The sequence below is a fragment of the Enterobacter sp. UPMP2060 genome, assembly GCF_053709655.1.
In genome coordinates this window covers 89,972-104,348 of record NZ_JBSKJQ010000004.1, presented here as the reverse complement: position 1 = coordinate 104,348, position 14,377 = coordinate 89,972, and the positions used below count along the sequence as shown (strand labels likewise).

Here is a 14,377-nt window from a genome sequence, read left to right as displayed (position 1 = left end):
GCTTATTACTATGTATTATAAAGTGATGGTTATAAGTTCAAGCTTACTATTTTGTTTATCGGCCTCTGGTGAGGAACTTAAGCAAAATATTGATAGTACATTACAAAAATGCAAGTTGGATGCTGTTAGCATTATTGACTCACAGAATTGCTATATTAAAGCTACTGCAGCGTGGGATGCTGAGCTTGGGAATCAGTACAAACTGCTAATGAAAGATCAGCCTGAAAATGTGCGTACTACGCTAAGAGATTCACAAAGGCAATGGATAAAATACAGAGATTCGTATAATAAAGGAATTGAGGCTTTTTATCAAAAAGAAGAGGGTACAATCTGGAGTTTAATTGCGGCTGAAAGCAAAATGAATATCATCCGCGATAAAACATTAGATCTTTATCGACTAAGGAATAGTACAAATCTTGGTGGTTGATGTTAAAAGGTAGCGTAGGCTACCTTTTTTATTGGCATCGATGCGTCAGGGCTGGTGGAAAACCGCTATTAATAATTCTTGAAGTACTTTCATCGCTCCATTCACAAAGAAGAACACCGAACATAATATAATCATCCGTTTTTTTATCAAAGTACATGTGCATCATTCTATGGAGTAAGCGTTCGGTCTCACTGAAGTATCTATGAATCATAGCTTATTTCTTATTCAATCTGTTTGTAACTTTGAAACTTTAGAAATAGTTGCTCTTGAACAACCCAATAACTCCTGAATTCGATTCCAGCTTTTACCGTCTGAAAGCAATTCCTTTACCTTCATTCTGAGATTTTCATCTACAGGACGTCCTTTGTATTTTCCTTCACTTTTAGCTTTCTCAATTCCCTGTTTTTGGCGACGTCTGCGATCTTCATAATCTTTACGGGCGAATGCTGCCAGAAAATCTAACATCATTGTATTCATTGATTCGAACATGCGAGAAGTTAGTGAATCAGTACTTCCTTTCAATAATTGGTAGCTGGTAGGAAGATCTAACGATACAACTCGAATTCCTTTTGATTCGATTAGAGAGCGAAGAGTTTTCCAATCATCAGTAGTCAGCCTGGCCAGGCGGTCTACCTGTTCACATAGAAGTACGTCGCCTGATTCTGCGATATCAAGTAACTGGAAAAGTTGAGGACGTTGCAATGTTGCACCAGAAACATTCTCGATAAAGTACTTTGAAACTTTCATTCCATGTGTACCTACAAATTCATCAAGTTCCTCTTTCCCACGCAGAGCATTTTGTTCACTGGTTGAAGCCCGTAAATATCCCCAAATACGCATTGTAAACTCCTAAGGTTCATTTTACTTGGTTTAGTATATTTGGTCCTTTTTAAGTTGTAAAATCGATTTAGTGAACCACTTCACAAAGATAAATTACAGGTCTGGTTGGGGTATACCTATCCAGAACTATCGGGAAAATAGTTCTGTCCAAGATCATGCCATATTCTTGAACCCAATTATTGAGCTTAATTTGATGGTTTTTTACTTATATATGTTCTATCCCTATCGGGACTGAATGGTATAATCTAATACGTTTAATATTAACATTTTTGAGTTCAAGGATTTGTAATGAGATTACCCGTAACAGTGTATGTACTAATATCAGCTACATTTTTCATTTTTTTATTTGCGTTAGGGGCTAATTATCCTGAGATCGTGAAAAATACTAAAATTTCGGATTGGGCGTCTGCCATATTCAATGGCATTGTAGCTGTAATGGCAATTGTTGCATATAATGTAGCTAAAGATTGGAAGTTAGGTCTAACTGAAAAGGAAGCAATTACTGAGGGAGTGAATTTAAAGACAAATATTATCCCTAATGTAAAATACAAGGCAATGGAGATTATTTCAGCCAATCACTTGAAATGGAGGTTTTTAGGAAATGAAGAAGATCTTTTTTATGATGAGTCAGATGTAAAGAGCTTCTTTTCAAGCATTAATGAATTATACATGGAATTAGATGAATTCACTGAAGAATTAAGGAAATTAAATGGTTCTATTGTCTTGATTAATACATATAATTGGAATTTATGTTCATCCAAGAGTCCACTGTTAGATACTATTGTCAATAGTGAAGATCCACTATATATTACTTGTCATTCTTTAGTTTCCCATCTTAATGAATGTTTGGGAGATGCTGGGATGTATTTTAAAAAGGGAAAAGAAATACCAAGTATATTACATTCTTCTAATCCGGCAGAAATAAAATGCATCATTGATGTTTTGAATAAGTTCATGATAAATTCAGAATTTCGAAATAAATTATTATCTAAAATTAATTTCATTATTGATACGAGAGAAAAGGTTTTAGATGCGGTGAGGGACTTATCAATTCCTACGGAGAGTATACATAATTTAATAGAACCAAAAGATTGAGGTATATTTTTATGTTGATAAGTTTACATAATTTAAGTTAGAGAGAACGTGATATTTTATTTTAAAGCCCAATGGATTTCCATTGGGCTTTTCATTATCAATGTTTTTTCTTTCTTGCAATAAAAGCTTTACCTATGATCGCCGCAAAACCAATACATGACTCAAGGCCTTTTTTATCTGCAAACTCAATTAAATAATGTCCGATTTTTTGTTCATTAAAACCTTCCTTTATTAAAAGGTTGGTAATTTCATCAAGATCTAATTGATTGTTTCCCTCAATATCATAATCAAAGGAACCCTGATGGACTGTGTTGTGAAGTTGAGTCTCGAATGATAATGCCGAAGATTCAGTTTGTTGCCTTGGTTCAATATTACTTAAGTCTGGTCTGTTAACTTTTTTAATGTCACCAATTTTACTCTTAATTAAAATGGTTTGTCCAAAAACAAGTTTCAACCATTGCCAAGAATGAATTTTTGTAGTCCACGCTTCACTCTGGAGTACATTAGCTTTCCCAAGACCCAAAACATAATGTTCGCCATGGCTATTTATTGCCAGACTATCACTTTGAGTTTGTGGAGCGTTCCATTTATTTATATTGGGGTAATTGAAATTAGTAGTTGCTTTACCTTCGGATATTTTATTCAGTCGTATAGATTCATCGATAATATATTTGCTATCCTGAATATCCCATTTAGGCATATCATTGTAACAACCAAAAATAGCCCCAGCCATGCTTGCAATTGAATCAGTATCAGTACCTAAAGTATTAACGCAGGCAATGACTGCTTCATAAGGAGTGGTGTCTTTAAAAAAATGGCATAGAAGGCTACTGGCAAGAGCAGTGTTTGTTGCTGCACCCCTTCTTGATTCTTTATCACACTCTAAGGCACTTATAGCAACCTTATATTTGCTTTCTGGATCATTAACATTATTAGAAGCAGTAACGGCTTTTGATAAGAAGTTCTTAGTTTCAATTATAATGCTATTAACTTCGTCAACAATGTTTTTATTGCTTATTATTTCCCAATTAGGAAGCCAGAAATTTTTCAGCTCATAAATGCTATTAATAATGTCGGGTATTTTTGCAAAGTCGTCTATTATATTTTCAAGTTCGGAAACATTTGCAGGTCGATCGTTAATTAAAGCATATTGCAAAGCATCTGCATGTAAAATTGCTCCGCAAACTGCAATGAGATGTCCGTGGGTAACAAGAGAGTCTTTAACAACTGATGCAGTATATGCCTTTTGAGACAAATTTTTACAGCTCCAGACATGAGGCTGTATTCTCATGGCTGTGCCATTACCACCTGCATTAATGTATTCAGTACCATCGCTTTTATAGAAATTAGAAAACCAAGTAATATCCTTACGCATAAGATGGGATGCAGCCCATTTTGTAGCACGTCCTGCACCTAATGCATAAGATAACCAAACTGGAAGTTCAATTTTAGCGAATGACTCAATATCAAACTCGCCGTTATCTCTGATTGCTCTCGATACAGCTAATCTTAATTGGGTATCATCGGAATAAGTTCCTGCAGGTAGATTTACAGTTACACCTGAGTATCCACCTATTTTTCTATTCCAACTAACAGGCTTCAATAAATAGCTATCACCTATTCTACGCTTTAATCCATTCTCATCGGTAAGTTCTGAAATCCAACCGATTGCATCACCAGCTGCCGCCCACAGTGCAGAGTTTATCGTTTTTTGCTCTCTGATTATGTTCATTTCACCCTCTTAAAAAGTGTTAGGCACACCGGTAAACTTTTCTGGGCAAATAGTAACATTTACCTGACCAAAACCCAAGCTAACTAACGTCCCGTGTATCGAAGCTGCTTGTTCTCGATCTTGAACATATACACGTTGAAGAAAGCTCATATTTAGCGGGTTTGGATATAAAACTTCTGCTTGTTCACAAGTGGCAAGGTTCATTGGCCTTCCATTCCGGGCAACGACGTTACCACTCCAGCGTGTCACTCTATCATTAAACATTGCCTGCAACCCGCTAAGGTCTGTTGCCCTTGATACCCCTGTATATATATTGTTAGTGGTTGTGAAATATACACCAGGGTGAGTTAAGATAACTGGGTCGAAAGACATAATACACCACCATCGATCAAGGCACGTGTATCTTTTCCTGGCTGAACGAAAATAATGAGTGTTTATCTCACTGATCGACATATTTATGTAATCTAACCAATTTTCATCTTTGTTAAATGTATCTTGTGCCTCTTTGCGTTCGGTAGATACAGGTGTTGCTATATGACTTAGATATTGCTCTTCATCTAAAGCTTTCCTTGAAAGTACTAATTTAGTACTTGCACACCCGGTCAATCCTCTTTCGGTAGTAAAATGCAAGACCTCTATTATTCCATTTCTGCTAATGAATTCCTGAATGCTCATTATAATATCACCTCATCAAATGTTCCATCCGTGAAATAATCTACTAAATCTGTTTTTTCTGATTCTTTATATCCGATGATAACTGATTCTCTTGCTCTGCTGATTGCCATAGCAAGTAATCGCCGTAATTGTTGCAGTTTATCATCAGATTCTTCATCTTGATGCTGCATATTAGCTTCACTTAGCCCCAAAATAATCACATGGTCGAATTCAAGACCTTTTGCTGAATTCATGGTTGATAATGCAATGTTTTCTGGGCCTCTTGACCATATTTTATTTTTGGTGATGGTTATGTAAGGTAGTTTCCTGGTATTCAATGCTTTTTCAATCTCTGAAAACCAATTACCGCCTTTTGGCTTAAGGAAAGCAACAGACTCTTTGCTGAGGTCAACCTTTTGGTCTATATAATCAAGAGCATATTTTAATTGCTGTGAATATAGTCCTTTACATACAACTGGCTTTGGTCCATGTCTCGTTGCCTGCCTGAAATCGCTTATACTTCCATCATCATCAATTGTTAAACCATGCGTAATTGATGCTGCAAACTCTGCTATTTCAATTGTGTTTCTGTGATTTTCACCCAGTCTGAAATAGGCTGCGTTCCTCATGTCCAATCCAGTTTCAGTCCAAGTAAAACCTCGAGGATATAACCGCTGTATAGTATCTATAACAAAAGTTAAGTAATAATCATCACTCAAATGGTTCAGTATGGCTCGAATTTGATTTGCAGAGAAGTCCTGTGTTTCATCTACAACAATGATATCGTAATTAAGGCATGGGTTACTTATCATCTTTTCGCATTGTGTATGCCAGTCATCTAAACCACGATTACTTAGATACTGTTCGTACTCTCTTATAATATCTATTAACTGCTGACGAGTGGTTCTTGTTACTTGGGGAGATAAGCCTCGACCCGTTCTCTCTACTGTAAGATATCTTTCTAATTCATTACTGCGAAACCGCCCACGAGCATAATCAATTTCACCAAGTATAAAATCGATATCATAGCCTAAATTAGTACATCCTCTACATAGATATGAATCACGCTCTCTTTCTTCGATCAAAGAAGTTCCAATATATCTTCTCGCCCAGTTAGCGAATGTATCATTTTCAACTTCTACAGGAATAGCACCTGTTTGAATACTATCATTGATCAATCCTTCAATATATCCAGACAATGTTCGGTTAAAAGAAAGAACTAAGGTTTTAATTGGGTTTTGATTGTTATCAATTCTTCTCCGGAATGATAGTGTGTTAACTATAGCGGTCAAACGAAGTAAAGCACTTGTGGTTTTCCCACTGCCTGCAGCACCACGAATAACAACAACTCCAGATATATTCCGACTAACTATAGGTAATTGTTCTCTTGTTGCTTGATGATTAGATAAAATTTTCAAAACTTTCTCCTTCTCCTTTTAACGGATTTCCATGAAAAATAGTTGTTGAATCAACAGCAAGATGAAGTGGTTTGCGAGTCAAGTCTCAACTTGCACAATTTCAGCCAATTCTTATTTTTTTACTACTCTATCATGGGTTTTGTTTGATTTAGATCGCATAAAAAGTAGTTAAGTTAGGTTCTTCATACTTACTATAAAATAACTTTACTAATCACCATCAGCTCAATGAGTGTGAAGCCTTGTTGTCTGTCCATATCTGCTCCTTATGCAAAGTGGCGCTACTTTGTCAGCGGGAAAGAGCAGAAACGAGAGGCAAAAAAGGGAACGGGAAGGAGGCTTCAGAGAATTTATTCAGTGTTGCAGGGAAGAACAGCGGATCTGCGAGCGGGGCTGAAATTCCCCTCTCCGGGTGGAGAGGGGAGAATGCGTTATTTGAAGCGCATTGAGAGGTCGAGGGCGCGAACGTGTTTGGTCAACGCGCCGACGGAGATGTAATCCACGCCGGTTTCGGCGAATTCACGGATCGTTTCGAAAGTGACGTTCCCGGATACTTCAAGCTGGGCCCGGCCGTTAGTCAGTTTTACCGCCTCGCGCATCTGCTCTGTTTCGAAGTTATCGAGCATGATGATATCGGCCCCGGCCTTGATCGCCTGCTCCAGCTCTTCCAGGCTTTCGACCTCTACTTCGACAGGCACATCCGGGTGTAGCCAGAAGGCTTTCTCCACCGCCTGACGCACGGAGCCAGAGGCAATAATGTGGTTCTCTTTAATCAGGAAGGCGTCGGATAAGCCCAGGCGATGGTTTGCGCCGCCGCCGCACAGCACCGCATACTTCAGCGCGGTGCGCAGGCCCGGCAGCGTTTTGCGGGTATCCAGCAGCTGGGTGCGGGTACCGGCCAGCAGGTCAACGTAGCGACGCACTTCACTGGCCACGCCAGAGAGCGTTTGTACAAAATTGAGCGCGGTACGTTCGCCGGTCAGCAAGACGCGGGAAGGACCGTCCAGTTCAAACAGCGGCTGGTTTGCCGTAATTGCCTCGCCGTCTTCAACGTGCCAGATAATCTGCACATCATCACCCGCCAGCTGGGTAAAGACCTCTTCAACCCAACGCTTGCCGCAAAAAACGCCGTCTTCACGGGTGATAATGACCGCGTGCGAACGCGTCTCTTTTGGCAACAATTGTGCGGTAATATCCTTATCAGCGTTAACGTCACCGCCCAGATCTTCTTTCAAAGCATGGGAGACGCTTGCCGGAATATCCATATTAATACGTTCCAGAAGCGCTTCACGTCGGTGGTCGGGGTTGTAGCGGCGAGGCGGCATGATAAAACTCCAAATTGGTAACGAATCATAATATTGAAACATGCTACTCTGAACCGAGTCATTGCACCATACAGAAGGAGTTCCAGCATGTTGTTAGAAAACGGATGGCTGGTGGATGCGCGGCACGTGCCCTCGCCGCACCACGATTGCCGCCCGGAGGATGAAAAGCCCACACTGCTGGTGGTTCATAATATTAGTCTCCCGCCGGGTGAATTTGGCGGCCCGTGGATCGATGCGTTATTCACGGGAACGATTGATCCCGATGCTCATCCCTTCTTTGCTGAAATTGCACATCTGCGCGTATCGGCTCACTGCCTGATTCGTCGCGATGGTGAAGTGGTTCAGTATGTTCCCTTTGATAAGCGCGCCTGGCATGCCGGCGTGTCGATGTATCACGGGCGCGAACGGTGCAACGATTTTTCTATCGGAATCGAACTGGAAGGCACAGATACGACGCCCTACACCGATTCACAGTATCAACAGCTAGCGGCTGTGACCCGCACGCTTATCGGACTCTACCCGGCTATCGCCGACAATATCACGGGACACAGTGATATAGCCCCGGAGAGAAAAACCGATCCCGGCCCGGCCTTTGACTGGCCCCGGTTTCGCGCCATGCTCACCGCGTCGTCAGAATAAGGAGATACCATGACGTTGTTTACCATGCTGCTGGTTATGATCGCTGAACGCCTGTTCAAGCTCGGCGAGCACTGGCATCTGGATCACCGGCTGGAGGTATTATTCCGCCGTATCAAACATTTTTCCATGCTGCGCACGCTGCTGATGATGGCAGGGGTGATGGTCATTACGTTCCTGCTCCTGCGTTCGCTGTACGGACTCTTTTTCAACGTGCCGCTGCTGGTGGTGTGGATCCTGCTTGGGGTGCTGTGCATTGGCGCAGGCAAGGTGCGTTTACACTATCACGCATACCTGAAAGCCGCCTCCCGTGACGATGCCCATGCGCGCGGTGCCATGGCGAGCGAGCTGACGATGATCCACGGCGTGCCGCCGGACTGCGACGAGCGCGAATTCCTGCGCGAGCTGCAAAACGCGCTGCTGTGGATTAACTTCCGTTACTACCTTGCGCCGCTGTTCTGGTTTGTAGTGGGTGGTCCGCTGGGGCCGGTACTGCTGATGGGATATGCGTTCCTGCGCGCCTGGCAGACGTGGCTTGCCCGTTATCTGACGCCGCATGAACGCCTGCAGTCCGGTATTGACGCCATCCTGCACGTGATCGACTGGCTCCCGGTGCGTCTGGTCGGCGTGGTGTACGCGTTAATTGGTCACGGTGAAAAAGCGCTGCCCGCATGGTTCGCTTCTCTTGCCGATCGCCATACGTCGCAGTACCAGGTGCTAACGCGTCTGGCGCAGTTCTCGCTGGCGCGTGAGCCGCATACCGACAAGATTGAAACGCCGAAAGCCGCTGTCTCCATGGCGAAGAAAACGTCGTTTGTGGTGGTGGTTATCGTGGCGCTGCTGACTATCTACGGCACGCTGGTGTAGGCCAGCGCGCCGCAAAGGCTAAAGCGTATCCGCGGGCGGGATGCCGAAATCAGGCATCCCGCTTTCATTCCAGCGGACAAGCTTCAGTCGGGTATGGCGATTCGGATCGTACAGCGGGTCGCCCTCAATTTCGGTGTAATTCCGCGCGTGATACACCAGCACATCTTCCCCTTCCGGCGTTTGCGTAAAACTGTTGTGGCCCGGGCCGTACTGACGATTTTCGTAGCTGGTAACGAACACCGGATGGGGGGATTTGTGCCAGTTTGCCGGGTTTTGCGGATCGGCATTCAGGTCTATCCACAGTAGACCCATGCAGTAGTTCTCGTCGGTAGCGCTGGCGGAATAGCTGATAAACAGCTTATCGCCGTGAACCAGTACCGCCGGGCCTTCGTTAACCCAAAATCCGCGACGCTCCCAGTCATACTCCGGCTTGCTGAGCATCACCGGCTCGCCTTTCAGCGTCCACGGGGTCTCCATTTCACACAGATAAAGATTGGAGTTACCGGTGATGTCCGGCGCTTTTTGCGCCCACAGATACCAGCGTTTCCCCTGATGAACAAAGGTGGTGGCGTCCAGAGCGAAGGTATCGAAAGGCGTTTTGATTTGCCCTTTCTCCACCCACGTTCCGGTGAGCGGATCGCCGTCGGCACATTCAATGGCGAACATACGGTGCTGGAACATTCCGAGCGCGTCGAGCGCCTGGGTGTGCGTTGCAGCAAAATAGATGTACCACTTCCCGTTGATGTGGTGCAGTTCCGGCGCCCAGATCAGCTGGCTCATCGGGCCGGTGTTGGGTTTGCGCCAGACCACCACTTCTTCGGCATTACGTAAGCCTTCCAGAGACTCTGCGCGGCGGATCGCCAGCCTGTCGTACTCCGGCACGGAGGCGATAAAGTAGTACTGCCCCTCATGTCGTAAAATGTACGGATCGGCGCGTTGTTCAATAAACGGGTTTGGCCAGGTTTGCATTTGGCTTTCCTTATTTCGTCTCAGCGACTTTGAGTTCCTGATAATCATTCAGCTCGCGGTAGTTATTGCGACGCTTTTCCAGATCGGACTGGATCTGCTTCATGGTTTCGCGGTCCACTTTCAGCAGGCGCACTACGCCAGCGGTAACTAAGTATCCAATGCCGGGAATGACGGTAAAGAGCAGCACGATCCCATTAATGGCGTCCGCGCTCTGCGCTTTTGCGCCCGCGTCATAGCCGTACCAGGAGAGCAGGAAGCCGACCATCGCCCCGGCAATCGCCAGCCCCAGCTTCAGGAAGAAGATGTTGCCGGAGAAGCTGATCCCGGTGATGCGCTTACCGGTCTTCCACTCGCCGTAGTCGTCCACGTCGGCCATCAGCGACCAGTGCAGCGGAGACGGGATCTGGTGCAGGATGTTCAGCAGGAAGTAGAGCACCACGATGGTGGCGGTGGCTTTCGGGTCGAAGAAATAAAAGGCGGTTGAGAAAATCGCCAGAACGATATTGGTCCAGAAGAAGACCTTGAGCTTGCACCAGCGGTCGGTCAGCACTTTTGCCAGCACGCTGCCGAGCATCATGCCGACCACGCCCAGGCTGATAAACAGCGTGGCGAAATGGGTGCTCTGGCCCATCACCCAGGTGACGTAATACATGGTGGCCGCCATGCGAATAAAGCCCGGGCAGACGTTGCACAGGGTCAGGAGCAGAATACGTACCCACTGGTCGTTCTTCCACACGTCTTTCAGATCGTTTTTCAGCTCGTCGTTGGTCTGTACCGCCGGGCGCACGCGCTCGCGCACGGTGGCGAAGCAGAACAGGAACATGCAGGTTCCAATCAGCGCCAGAACGGTCATCGCCATCTGATAGCCTTTGGCTTTGTTATCCCCGCCAAACCAGTCGGCCATCGGCAGCAGCGTTAATGAGAGCAGCAGCGTGGCGATGCCGACCAGCACGAAGCGATACGACTGGCAGGCCACGCGCTCCTTTGGATCGTTGGTGATCACCCCGCCCAGCGAGCAGTAGGGAATGTTGATGGCCGTATAGGTTAAAGAGAGCAGGAAGTAGGTGACAAACGCATAGATAACTTTGCTGTTATAGCTCCACTCCGGCGTGGTGAACATCAGAATGCTGAACAGCGCGTAGGGGAAAGCGATCCACAGCAGCCATGGACGAAACCGACCATATTTGCTGCGGGTACGGTCAGCAATCGCGCCCATGATCGGGTCCGTTACGGCGTCAATCACCCGTACGGAAAGCAGCAGCACGCCAACCAGCGCAGGGGCGAGGCCAAAAATATCCGTATAAAAATAGTTAACAAACAGCATGATGGCGCCGAAGATGATGTTGCATCCCGCGTCTCCCATCCCATAGCCGATCTTTTCTTTTACTGACAGTGTGTTGTTATCCATCGACAGCTCTCCGGTTTACGGTATGGAGAGAATTATTTGCTGGCAAAGGAATATATGCGTTGCAGTATCAGGGCGGTGATATGGATAAATGCGCTGTGGGCGTGAAAGTGTGAGGGAGATAACAACGCGCGGCACCCGCAAAAGCAGGCGCCGCGGAGAGAGGCTTAGTGTGCTTTCATGGCATTACGGCTTTTCTGGCTGAAGAGATAGCCCACGCCAAGGATCGCAATCCAGACCGGGATCAGGTAGACGGAAATCGCCATACCCGGCGTGATCAGCATGATCACCAGCACGGCCGCCATGAACACCAGGCACACCCAGTTGCCCAGCGGATAGAGCAGGGCAGGGAAGCGGGTGGTGACGCCCTGCTGCTGCTTGGCGCGGCGAAACTTCATGTGCGCCAGGCTGATCATCGCCCAGTTGATGACCAGGGCAGAGACCACCAGTGCCATCAGCAGGCCAAACGCCGATTCCGGTGCCATATAGTTAATGAGCACGCACAGCGCGGTCACAACCGCCGAAACCAGAATTGTGTTTACCGGCACGCCGCGTTTATCGACGTTGAGCAGCGCTTTAGGCGCGTTGCCCTGCTGGGCCAGGCCGAACAGCATGCGGCTGTTGCAGTATACGCAGCTGTTGTAAACGGAGAGCGCTGCTGTCAGAACAACCACGTTGAGTGCGTTTGCTACAAAGGTATCGCCCAGCTCGTGGAAGATCAGCACAAACGGGCTGGTGTCGGCGGTCACGCGCGTCCACGGCAGCAGGGAGAGCAGCACGGCCAGCGAGCCCACATAGAAGATCAGAATGCGGTAGATAACCTGGTTAGTGGCTTTTGGAATGCTTTGCTCCGGGTTGTCGGCTTCAGCGGCGGTGATGCCCACCAGCTCGAGTCCGCCGAAGGAGAACATGATGATGGCCATCATCATCACGAGGCCCGTCATGCCGTGAGGCAGGAAGCCGCCCTGTTCCCAGAGGTTGCGCACGGTTGCCTGCGGGCCGCCGTTGCCGCTGAACAGCAGCCAGCCGCCAAAGATAATCATCGCCACAACGGCAATGACCTTGATGATAGCGAACCAGAACTCCATCTCACCGAACACTTTTACGTTGGTCAGGTTAATGGCGTTAATAATGACGAAGAAAGCCGCTGCGGAGGCCCAGGTTGGGATCTCGGGATACCAGAACTGAATGTATTTCCCGACGGCGGTAAGCTCGGCCATGGCAACCAGAACGTACAGCACCCAGTAGTTCCAGCCCGAGGCGAAACCGGCAAAGCTGCCCCAGTATTTATAGGCAAAGTGGCTGAAGGAGCCTGCGACCGGCTCTTCAACGACCATTTCACCCAGCTGGCGCATAATCAGAAAGGCAATAAAGCCGGCAATCGCGTAACCCAAAATAATGCCGGGACCGGCTGACTGGATAACGGATGCGCTGCCCAGAAACAGGCCAGTACCAATCGCACCGCCCAGTGCGATGAGCTGTATATGGCGGTTTTTAAGCCCGCGCTTTAGCTGATCGCCGTGCTGTTGAGCTTCCATTTGAAACCTCGTGTGTGGTTGTTATGTTCACGCTGTGCGTGTGTAATTATGAAAATCCATATTCTGTATTTATTTCTTTACGGTTAACGAGACCGAAAAAAGCGGACATGACTTCCGTAAGCGCAAGAATAGTGGTAAGCGCCTGCGAATGCACCTGCTTTATGAAGGGGTGATGACGACTTGAATAAAAAGAAAGCATTTGTAAATCGGCCCGCTCATTCTTCCTAACCCAACCTATAGAATAGAAATGCTCCGTAAGTGGGCGAATTTTCATTATTTGCCTTGTTGAATCGCTTCAGATTGCAAAAACCCTCGTTTCATTATGGTTAAATCTCCCTCTTAAGGAGTAATCAACTCATTTGTGCAAAGTTACATTTCTGAAACGTTATTTCTGTAAGGTTGTTAAAATGTGCAGGGTTTACTGATTTCAATCAAAACCAATATGGACAGAAGGTGAATACTTTGTTACTTTAGCGATACGAAATAGAAATTGGTAAGACCAATTGACTCCGGGCAAAAAGGCGTAAGACAGGGAATATGGCCTACAGCAAAATTCGCCAACCAAAACTATCTGATGTGATTGAGCAGCAGCTGGAGTTTTTAATCCTCGAAGGGACTCTGCGCCCGGGTGAGAAACTTCCGCCAGAACGCGAGCTGGCAAAACAGTTCGACGTTTCACGTCCCTCTCTGCGTGAGGCGATTCAACGTCTCGAAGCAAAGGGCTTGCTGCTTCGTCGCCAGGGCGGCGGAACCTTTGTGCAAAACAGCCTGTGGCAGAGCTTCAGCGATCCGCTGGTAGAACTTCTCTCTGACCACCCAGAATCCCAGTTTGACCTGCTTGAGACCCGTCACGCGCTTGAAGGTATTGCGGCCTATTATGCCGCCCTTCGGAGCACTGATGAAGATCGCGTGCGTATCCGCGAACTGCATCAGGCCATTGAACGGGCACAGCAGTCCGGCGATTTAGACGCCGAGTCCAGCGCCGTCGTCCAGTATCAAATCGCCGTCACCGAAGCGGCCCACAACGTGGTGCTCCTCCATCTGCTACGCTGCATGGAGCCCATGCTGGCCCAGAACGTTCGTCAGAATTTTGAATTGTTGTATGCCCGTCGGGACATGCTCCCACTGGTAAGCAACCATCGCACCCGAGTATTCGAGGCGATAATGGCCGGGGAACCGGAGCAGGCGCGCGAAGCGTCGCACCGACATCTGGCTTTCATTGAGGAAATCTTGCTGGACCGCAGCCGTGAACAATCGCGTCGCGAACGTTCATTACGCCGCATACAGCAACGAAAGGATTAAGCGCCAGGTACTTTTAGAGCGCGGCAACTAAACGCAGAACCTGTCTTATTGTGCTTTTGGTTGTTCAAATAGTTCGGGTTATATCGCGGCGGCAAGCGCGCGAATCCCCGGGAGCATAGCGAACTATGTGACCGGGGTGAGAAAGCGCAGCCAACAAAGAGATAACCCGAAA

Annotated in this window: 15 protein-coding genes; 5 read left to right on the top strand and 10 right to left on the bottom strand. The window is 46.7% G+C overall.

Annotated elements, in window-relative coordinates; genetic code table 11:
- The first annotated feature begins 10 nt into the window (after positions 1-10).
- Complete coding sequence (locus ACWKXN_RS11290; protein WP_454543794.1) at positions 11-427, top strand: lysozyme inhibitor LprI family protein; 417 nt, start codon at positions 11-13, stop codon at positions 425-427.
- A gap of 225 nt (positions 428-652) precedes the next feature.
- Here ACWKXN_RS11290 and ACWKXN_RS11285 read toward each other — a convergent pair whose 3' ends face one another.
- Complete coding sequence (locus ACWKXN_RS11285) at positions 653-1,267, bottom strand: recombinase family protein (RefSeq protein ID WP_172880327.1); 615 nt, start codon at positions 1,265-1,267, stop codon at positions 653-655.
- 288 nt (positions 1,268-1,555) lie between these two features.
- Between ACWKXN_RS11285 and ACWKXN_RS11280 the strand changes: the two genes are divergently transcribed.
- On the top strand, positions 1,556-2,362 hold the full coding sequence (locus ACWKXN_RS11280; protein ID WP_232926628.1) for a hypothetical protein: 807 nt from the start codon (positions 1,556-1,558) through the stop codon (positions 2,360-2,362).
- A 97-nt stretch (positions 2,363-2,459) separates the two neighbouring features.
- Here the strand turns inward: ACWKXN_RS11280 and ACWKXN_RS11275 are convergent, their stop codons facing one another.
- From ACWKXN_RS11275 to nadC, 5 genes are all read right to left on the bottom strand, one after another.
- Entirely contained in the window at positions 2,460-4,094 is a 1,635-nt protein-coding gene (locus ACWKXN_RS11275; protein ID WP_172880428.1) for an ADP-ribosylglycohydrolase family protein, read from the bottom strand.
- Between the two features lie 9 nt (positions 4,095-4,103).
- Entirely contained in the window at positions 4,104-4,769 is a 666-nt protein-coding gene (locus ACWKXN_RS11270) for a DarT ssDNA thymidine ADP-ribosyltransferase family protein (protein WP_172880431.1), read from the bottom strand.
- Complete coding sequence (locus ACWKXN_RS11265; protein WP_454543793.1) at positions 4,769-6,166, bottom strand: 3'-5' exonuclease; 1,398 nt, start codon at positions 6,164-6,166, stop codon at positions 4,769-4,771. Before ACWKXN_RS11265 ends, ACWKXN_RS11270 begins: the two co-directional genes overlap by 1 nt.
- Positions 6,167-6,357: 191 nt before the next feature.
- On the bottom strand, positions 6,358-6,420 hold the full coding sequence (locus ACWKXN_RS11260; protein ID WP_429837868.1) for a prepilin-type N-terminal cleavage/methylation domain-containing protein: 63 nt from the start codon (positions 6,418-6,420) through the stop codon (positions 6,358-6,360).
- A 174-nt stretch (positions 6,421-6,594) separates the two neighbouring features.
- Positions 6,595-7,488, bottom strand: coding sequence for a carboxylating nicotinate-nucleotide diphosphorylase (nadC, locus tag ACWKXN_RS11255; protein ID WP_182071469.1), 894 nt, complete (start codon positions 7,486-7,488; stop codon positions 6,595-6,597).
- An 87-nt stretch (positions 7,489-7,575) separates the two neighbouring features.
- Between nadC and ampD the strand changes: the two genes are divergently transcribed.
- Together ampD and ampE are read left to right on the top strand one after the other, a co-directional pair.
- Complete coding sequence (ampD, locus tag ACWKXN_RS11250; RefSeq protein ID WP_024907473.1) at positions 7,576-8,127, top strand: 1,6-anhydro-N-acetylmuramyl-L-alanine amidase AmpD; 552 nt, start codon at positions 7,576-7,578, stop codon at positions 8,125-8,127.
- A gap of 9 nt (positions 8,128-8,136) precedes the next feature.
- Positions 8,137-8,991, top strand: coding sequence for a beta-lactamase regulator AmpE (ampE, locus tag ACWKXN_RS11245; protein WP_167819009.1), 855 nt, complete (start codon positions 8,137-8,139; stop codon positions 8,989-8,991).
- Positions 8,992-9,009: 18 nt separating this feature from the next.
- Here ampE and ACWKXN_RS11240 read toward each other — a convergent pair whose 3' ends face one another.
- The 4 genes from ACWKXN_RS11240 to ACWKXN_RS11225 form a co-directional block, all read right to left on the bottom strand.
- Positions 9,010-9,960, bottom strand: a complete 951-nt coding sequence (locus ACWKXN_RS11240; protein ID WP_454543792.1) for a glycoside hydrolase family 43 protein — start codon at positions 9,958-9,960, stop codon at positions 9,010-9,012.
- A gap of 10 nt (positions 9,961-9,970) precedes the next feature.
- Positions 9,971-11,368 (bottom strand): glycoside-pentoside-hexuronide (GPH):cation symporter, encoded by a 1,398-nt coding sequence (locus ACWKXN_RS11235; RefSeq protein WP_168980563.1) that lies wholly within the window; start codon positions 11,366-11,368, stop codon positions 9,971-9,973.
- 164 nt (positions 11,369-11,532) lie between these two features.
- Positions 11,533-12,903, bottom strand: a complete 1,371-nt coding sequence (gene aroP / locus ACWKXN_RS11230; RefSeq protein ID WP_029739677.1) for an aromatic amino acid transporter AroP — start codon at positions 12,901-12,903, stop codon at positions 11,533-11,535.
- Between the two features lie 46 nt (positions 12,904-12,949).
- The gene (locus tag ACWKXN_RS11225) at positions 12,950-13,177 is read right to left on the bottom strand and encodes a hypothetical protein (RefSeq protein WP_080934400.1); all 228 of its coding nucleotides are present in this window, start codon (positions 13,175-13,177) and stop codon (positions 12,950-12,952) included.
- Positions 13,178-13,440: 263 nt separating this feature from the next.
- On the opposite strand from ACWKXN_RS11225, the gene pdhR reads away from it, so the two are divergent.
- Positions 13,441-14,205 carry a pyruvate dehydrogenase complex transcriptional repressor PdhR gene (gene pdhR / locus ACWKXN_RS11220; RefSeq protein ID WP_008501960.1) on the top strand — a complete coding sequence of 255 codons (765 nt, stop codon included), beginning with the start codon at positions 13,441-13,443 and terminating at the stop codon, positions 14,203-14,205.
- The last annotated feature ends 172 nt before the right edge of the window (positions 14,206-14,377 follow it).

Excerpts from the sequence above, each read along its gene's own strand:
- ACWKXN_RS11235 (WP_168980563.1), bottom strand. The coding sequence starts at position 11,368 with ATGGATAACAACACACTGTCAGTAAAAGAAAAGATCGGCTATGGGATG.
- ACWKXN_RS11270 (WP_172880431.1), bottom strand. The coding sequence starts at position 4,769 with ATGAGCATTCAGGAATTCATTAGCAGAAATGGAATAATAGAGGTCTTG.
- ACWKXN_RS11240 (WP_454543792.1), bottom strand. The coding sequence starts at position 9,960 with ATGCAAACCTGGCCAAACCCGTTTATTGAACAACGCGCCGATCCGTAC.
- ACWKXN_RS11225 (WP_080934400.1), bottom strand. The coding sequence starts at position 13,177 with ATGAAAATTCGCCCACTTACGGAGCATTTCTATTCTATAGGTTGGGTT.
- pdhR (WP_008501960.1), top strand. The coding sequence starts at position 13,441 with ATGGCCTACAGCAAAATTCGCCAACCAAAACTATCTGATGTGATTGAG.
- ACWKXN_RS11290 (WP_454543794.1), top strand. The coding sequence starts at position 11 with ATGTATTATAAAGTGATGGTTATAAGTTCAAGCTTACTATTTTGTTTA.
- ACWKXN_RS11285 (WP_172880327.1), bottom strand. The coding sequence starts at position 1,267 with ATGCGTATTTGGGGATATTTACGGGCTTCAACCAGTGAACAAAATGCT.
- ACWKXN_RS11280 (WP_232926628.1), top strand. The coding sequence starts at position 1,556 with ATGAGATTACCCGTAACAGTGTATGTACTAATATCAGCTACATTTTTC.
- ampD (WP_024907473.1), top strand. The coding sequence starts at position 7,576 with ATGTTGTTAGAAAACGGATGGCTGGTGGATGCGCGGCACGTGCCCTCG.
- aroP (WP_029739677.1), bottom strand. The coding sequence starts at position 12,903 with ATGGAAGCTCAACAGCACGGCGATCAGCTAAAGCGCGGGCTTAAAAAC.
- ACWKXN_RS11275 (WP_172880428.1), bottom strand. The coding sequence starts at position 4,094 with ATGAACATAATCAGAGAGCAAAAAACGATAAACTCTGCACTGTGGGCG.
- ampE (WP_167819009.1), top strand. The coding sequence starts at position 8,137 with ATGACGTTGTTTACCATGCTGCTGGTTATGATCGCTGAACGCCTGTTC.
- nadC (WP_182071469.1), bottom strand. The coding sequence starts at position 7,488 with ATGCCGCCTCGCCGCTACAACCCCGACCACCGACGTGAAGCGCTTCTG.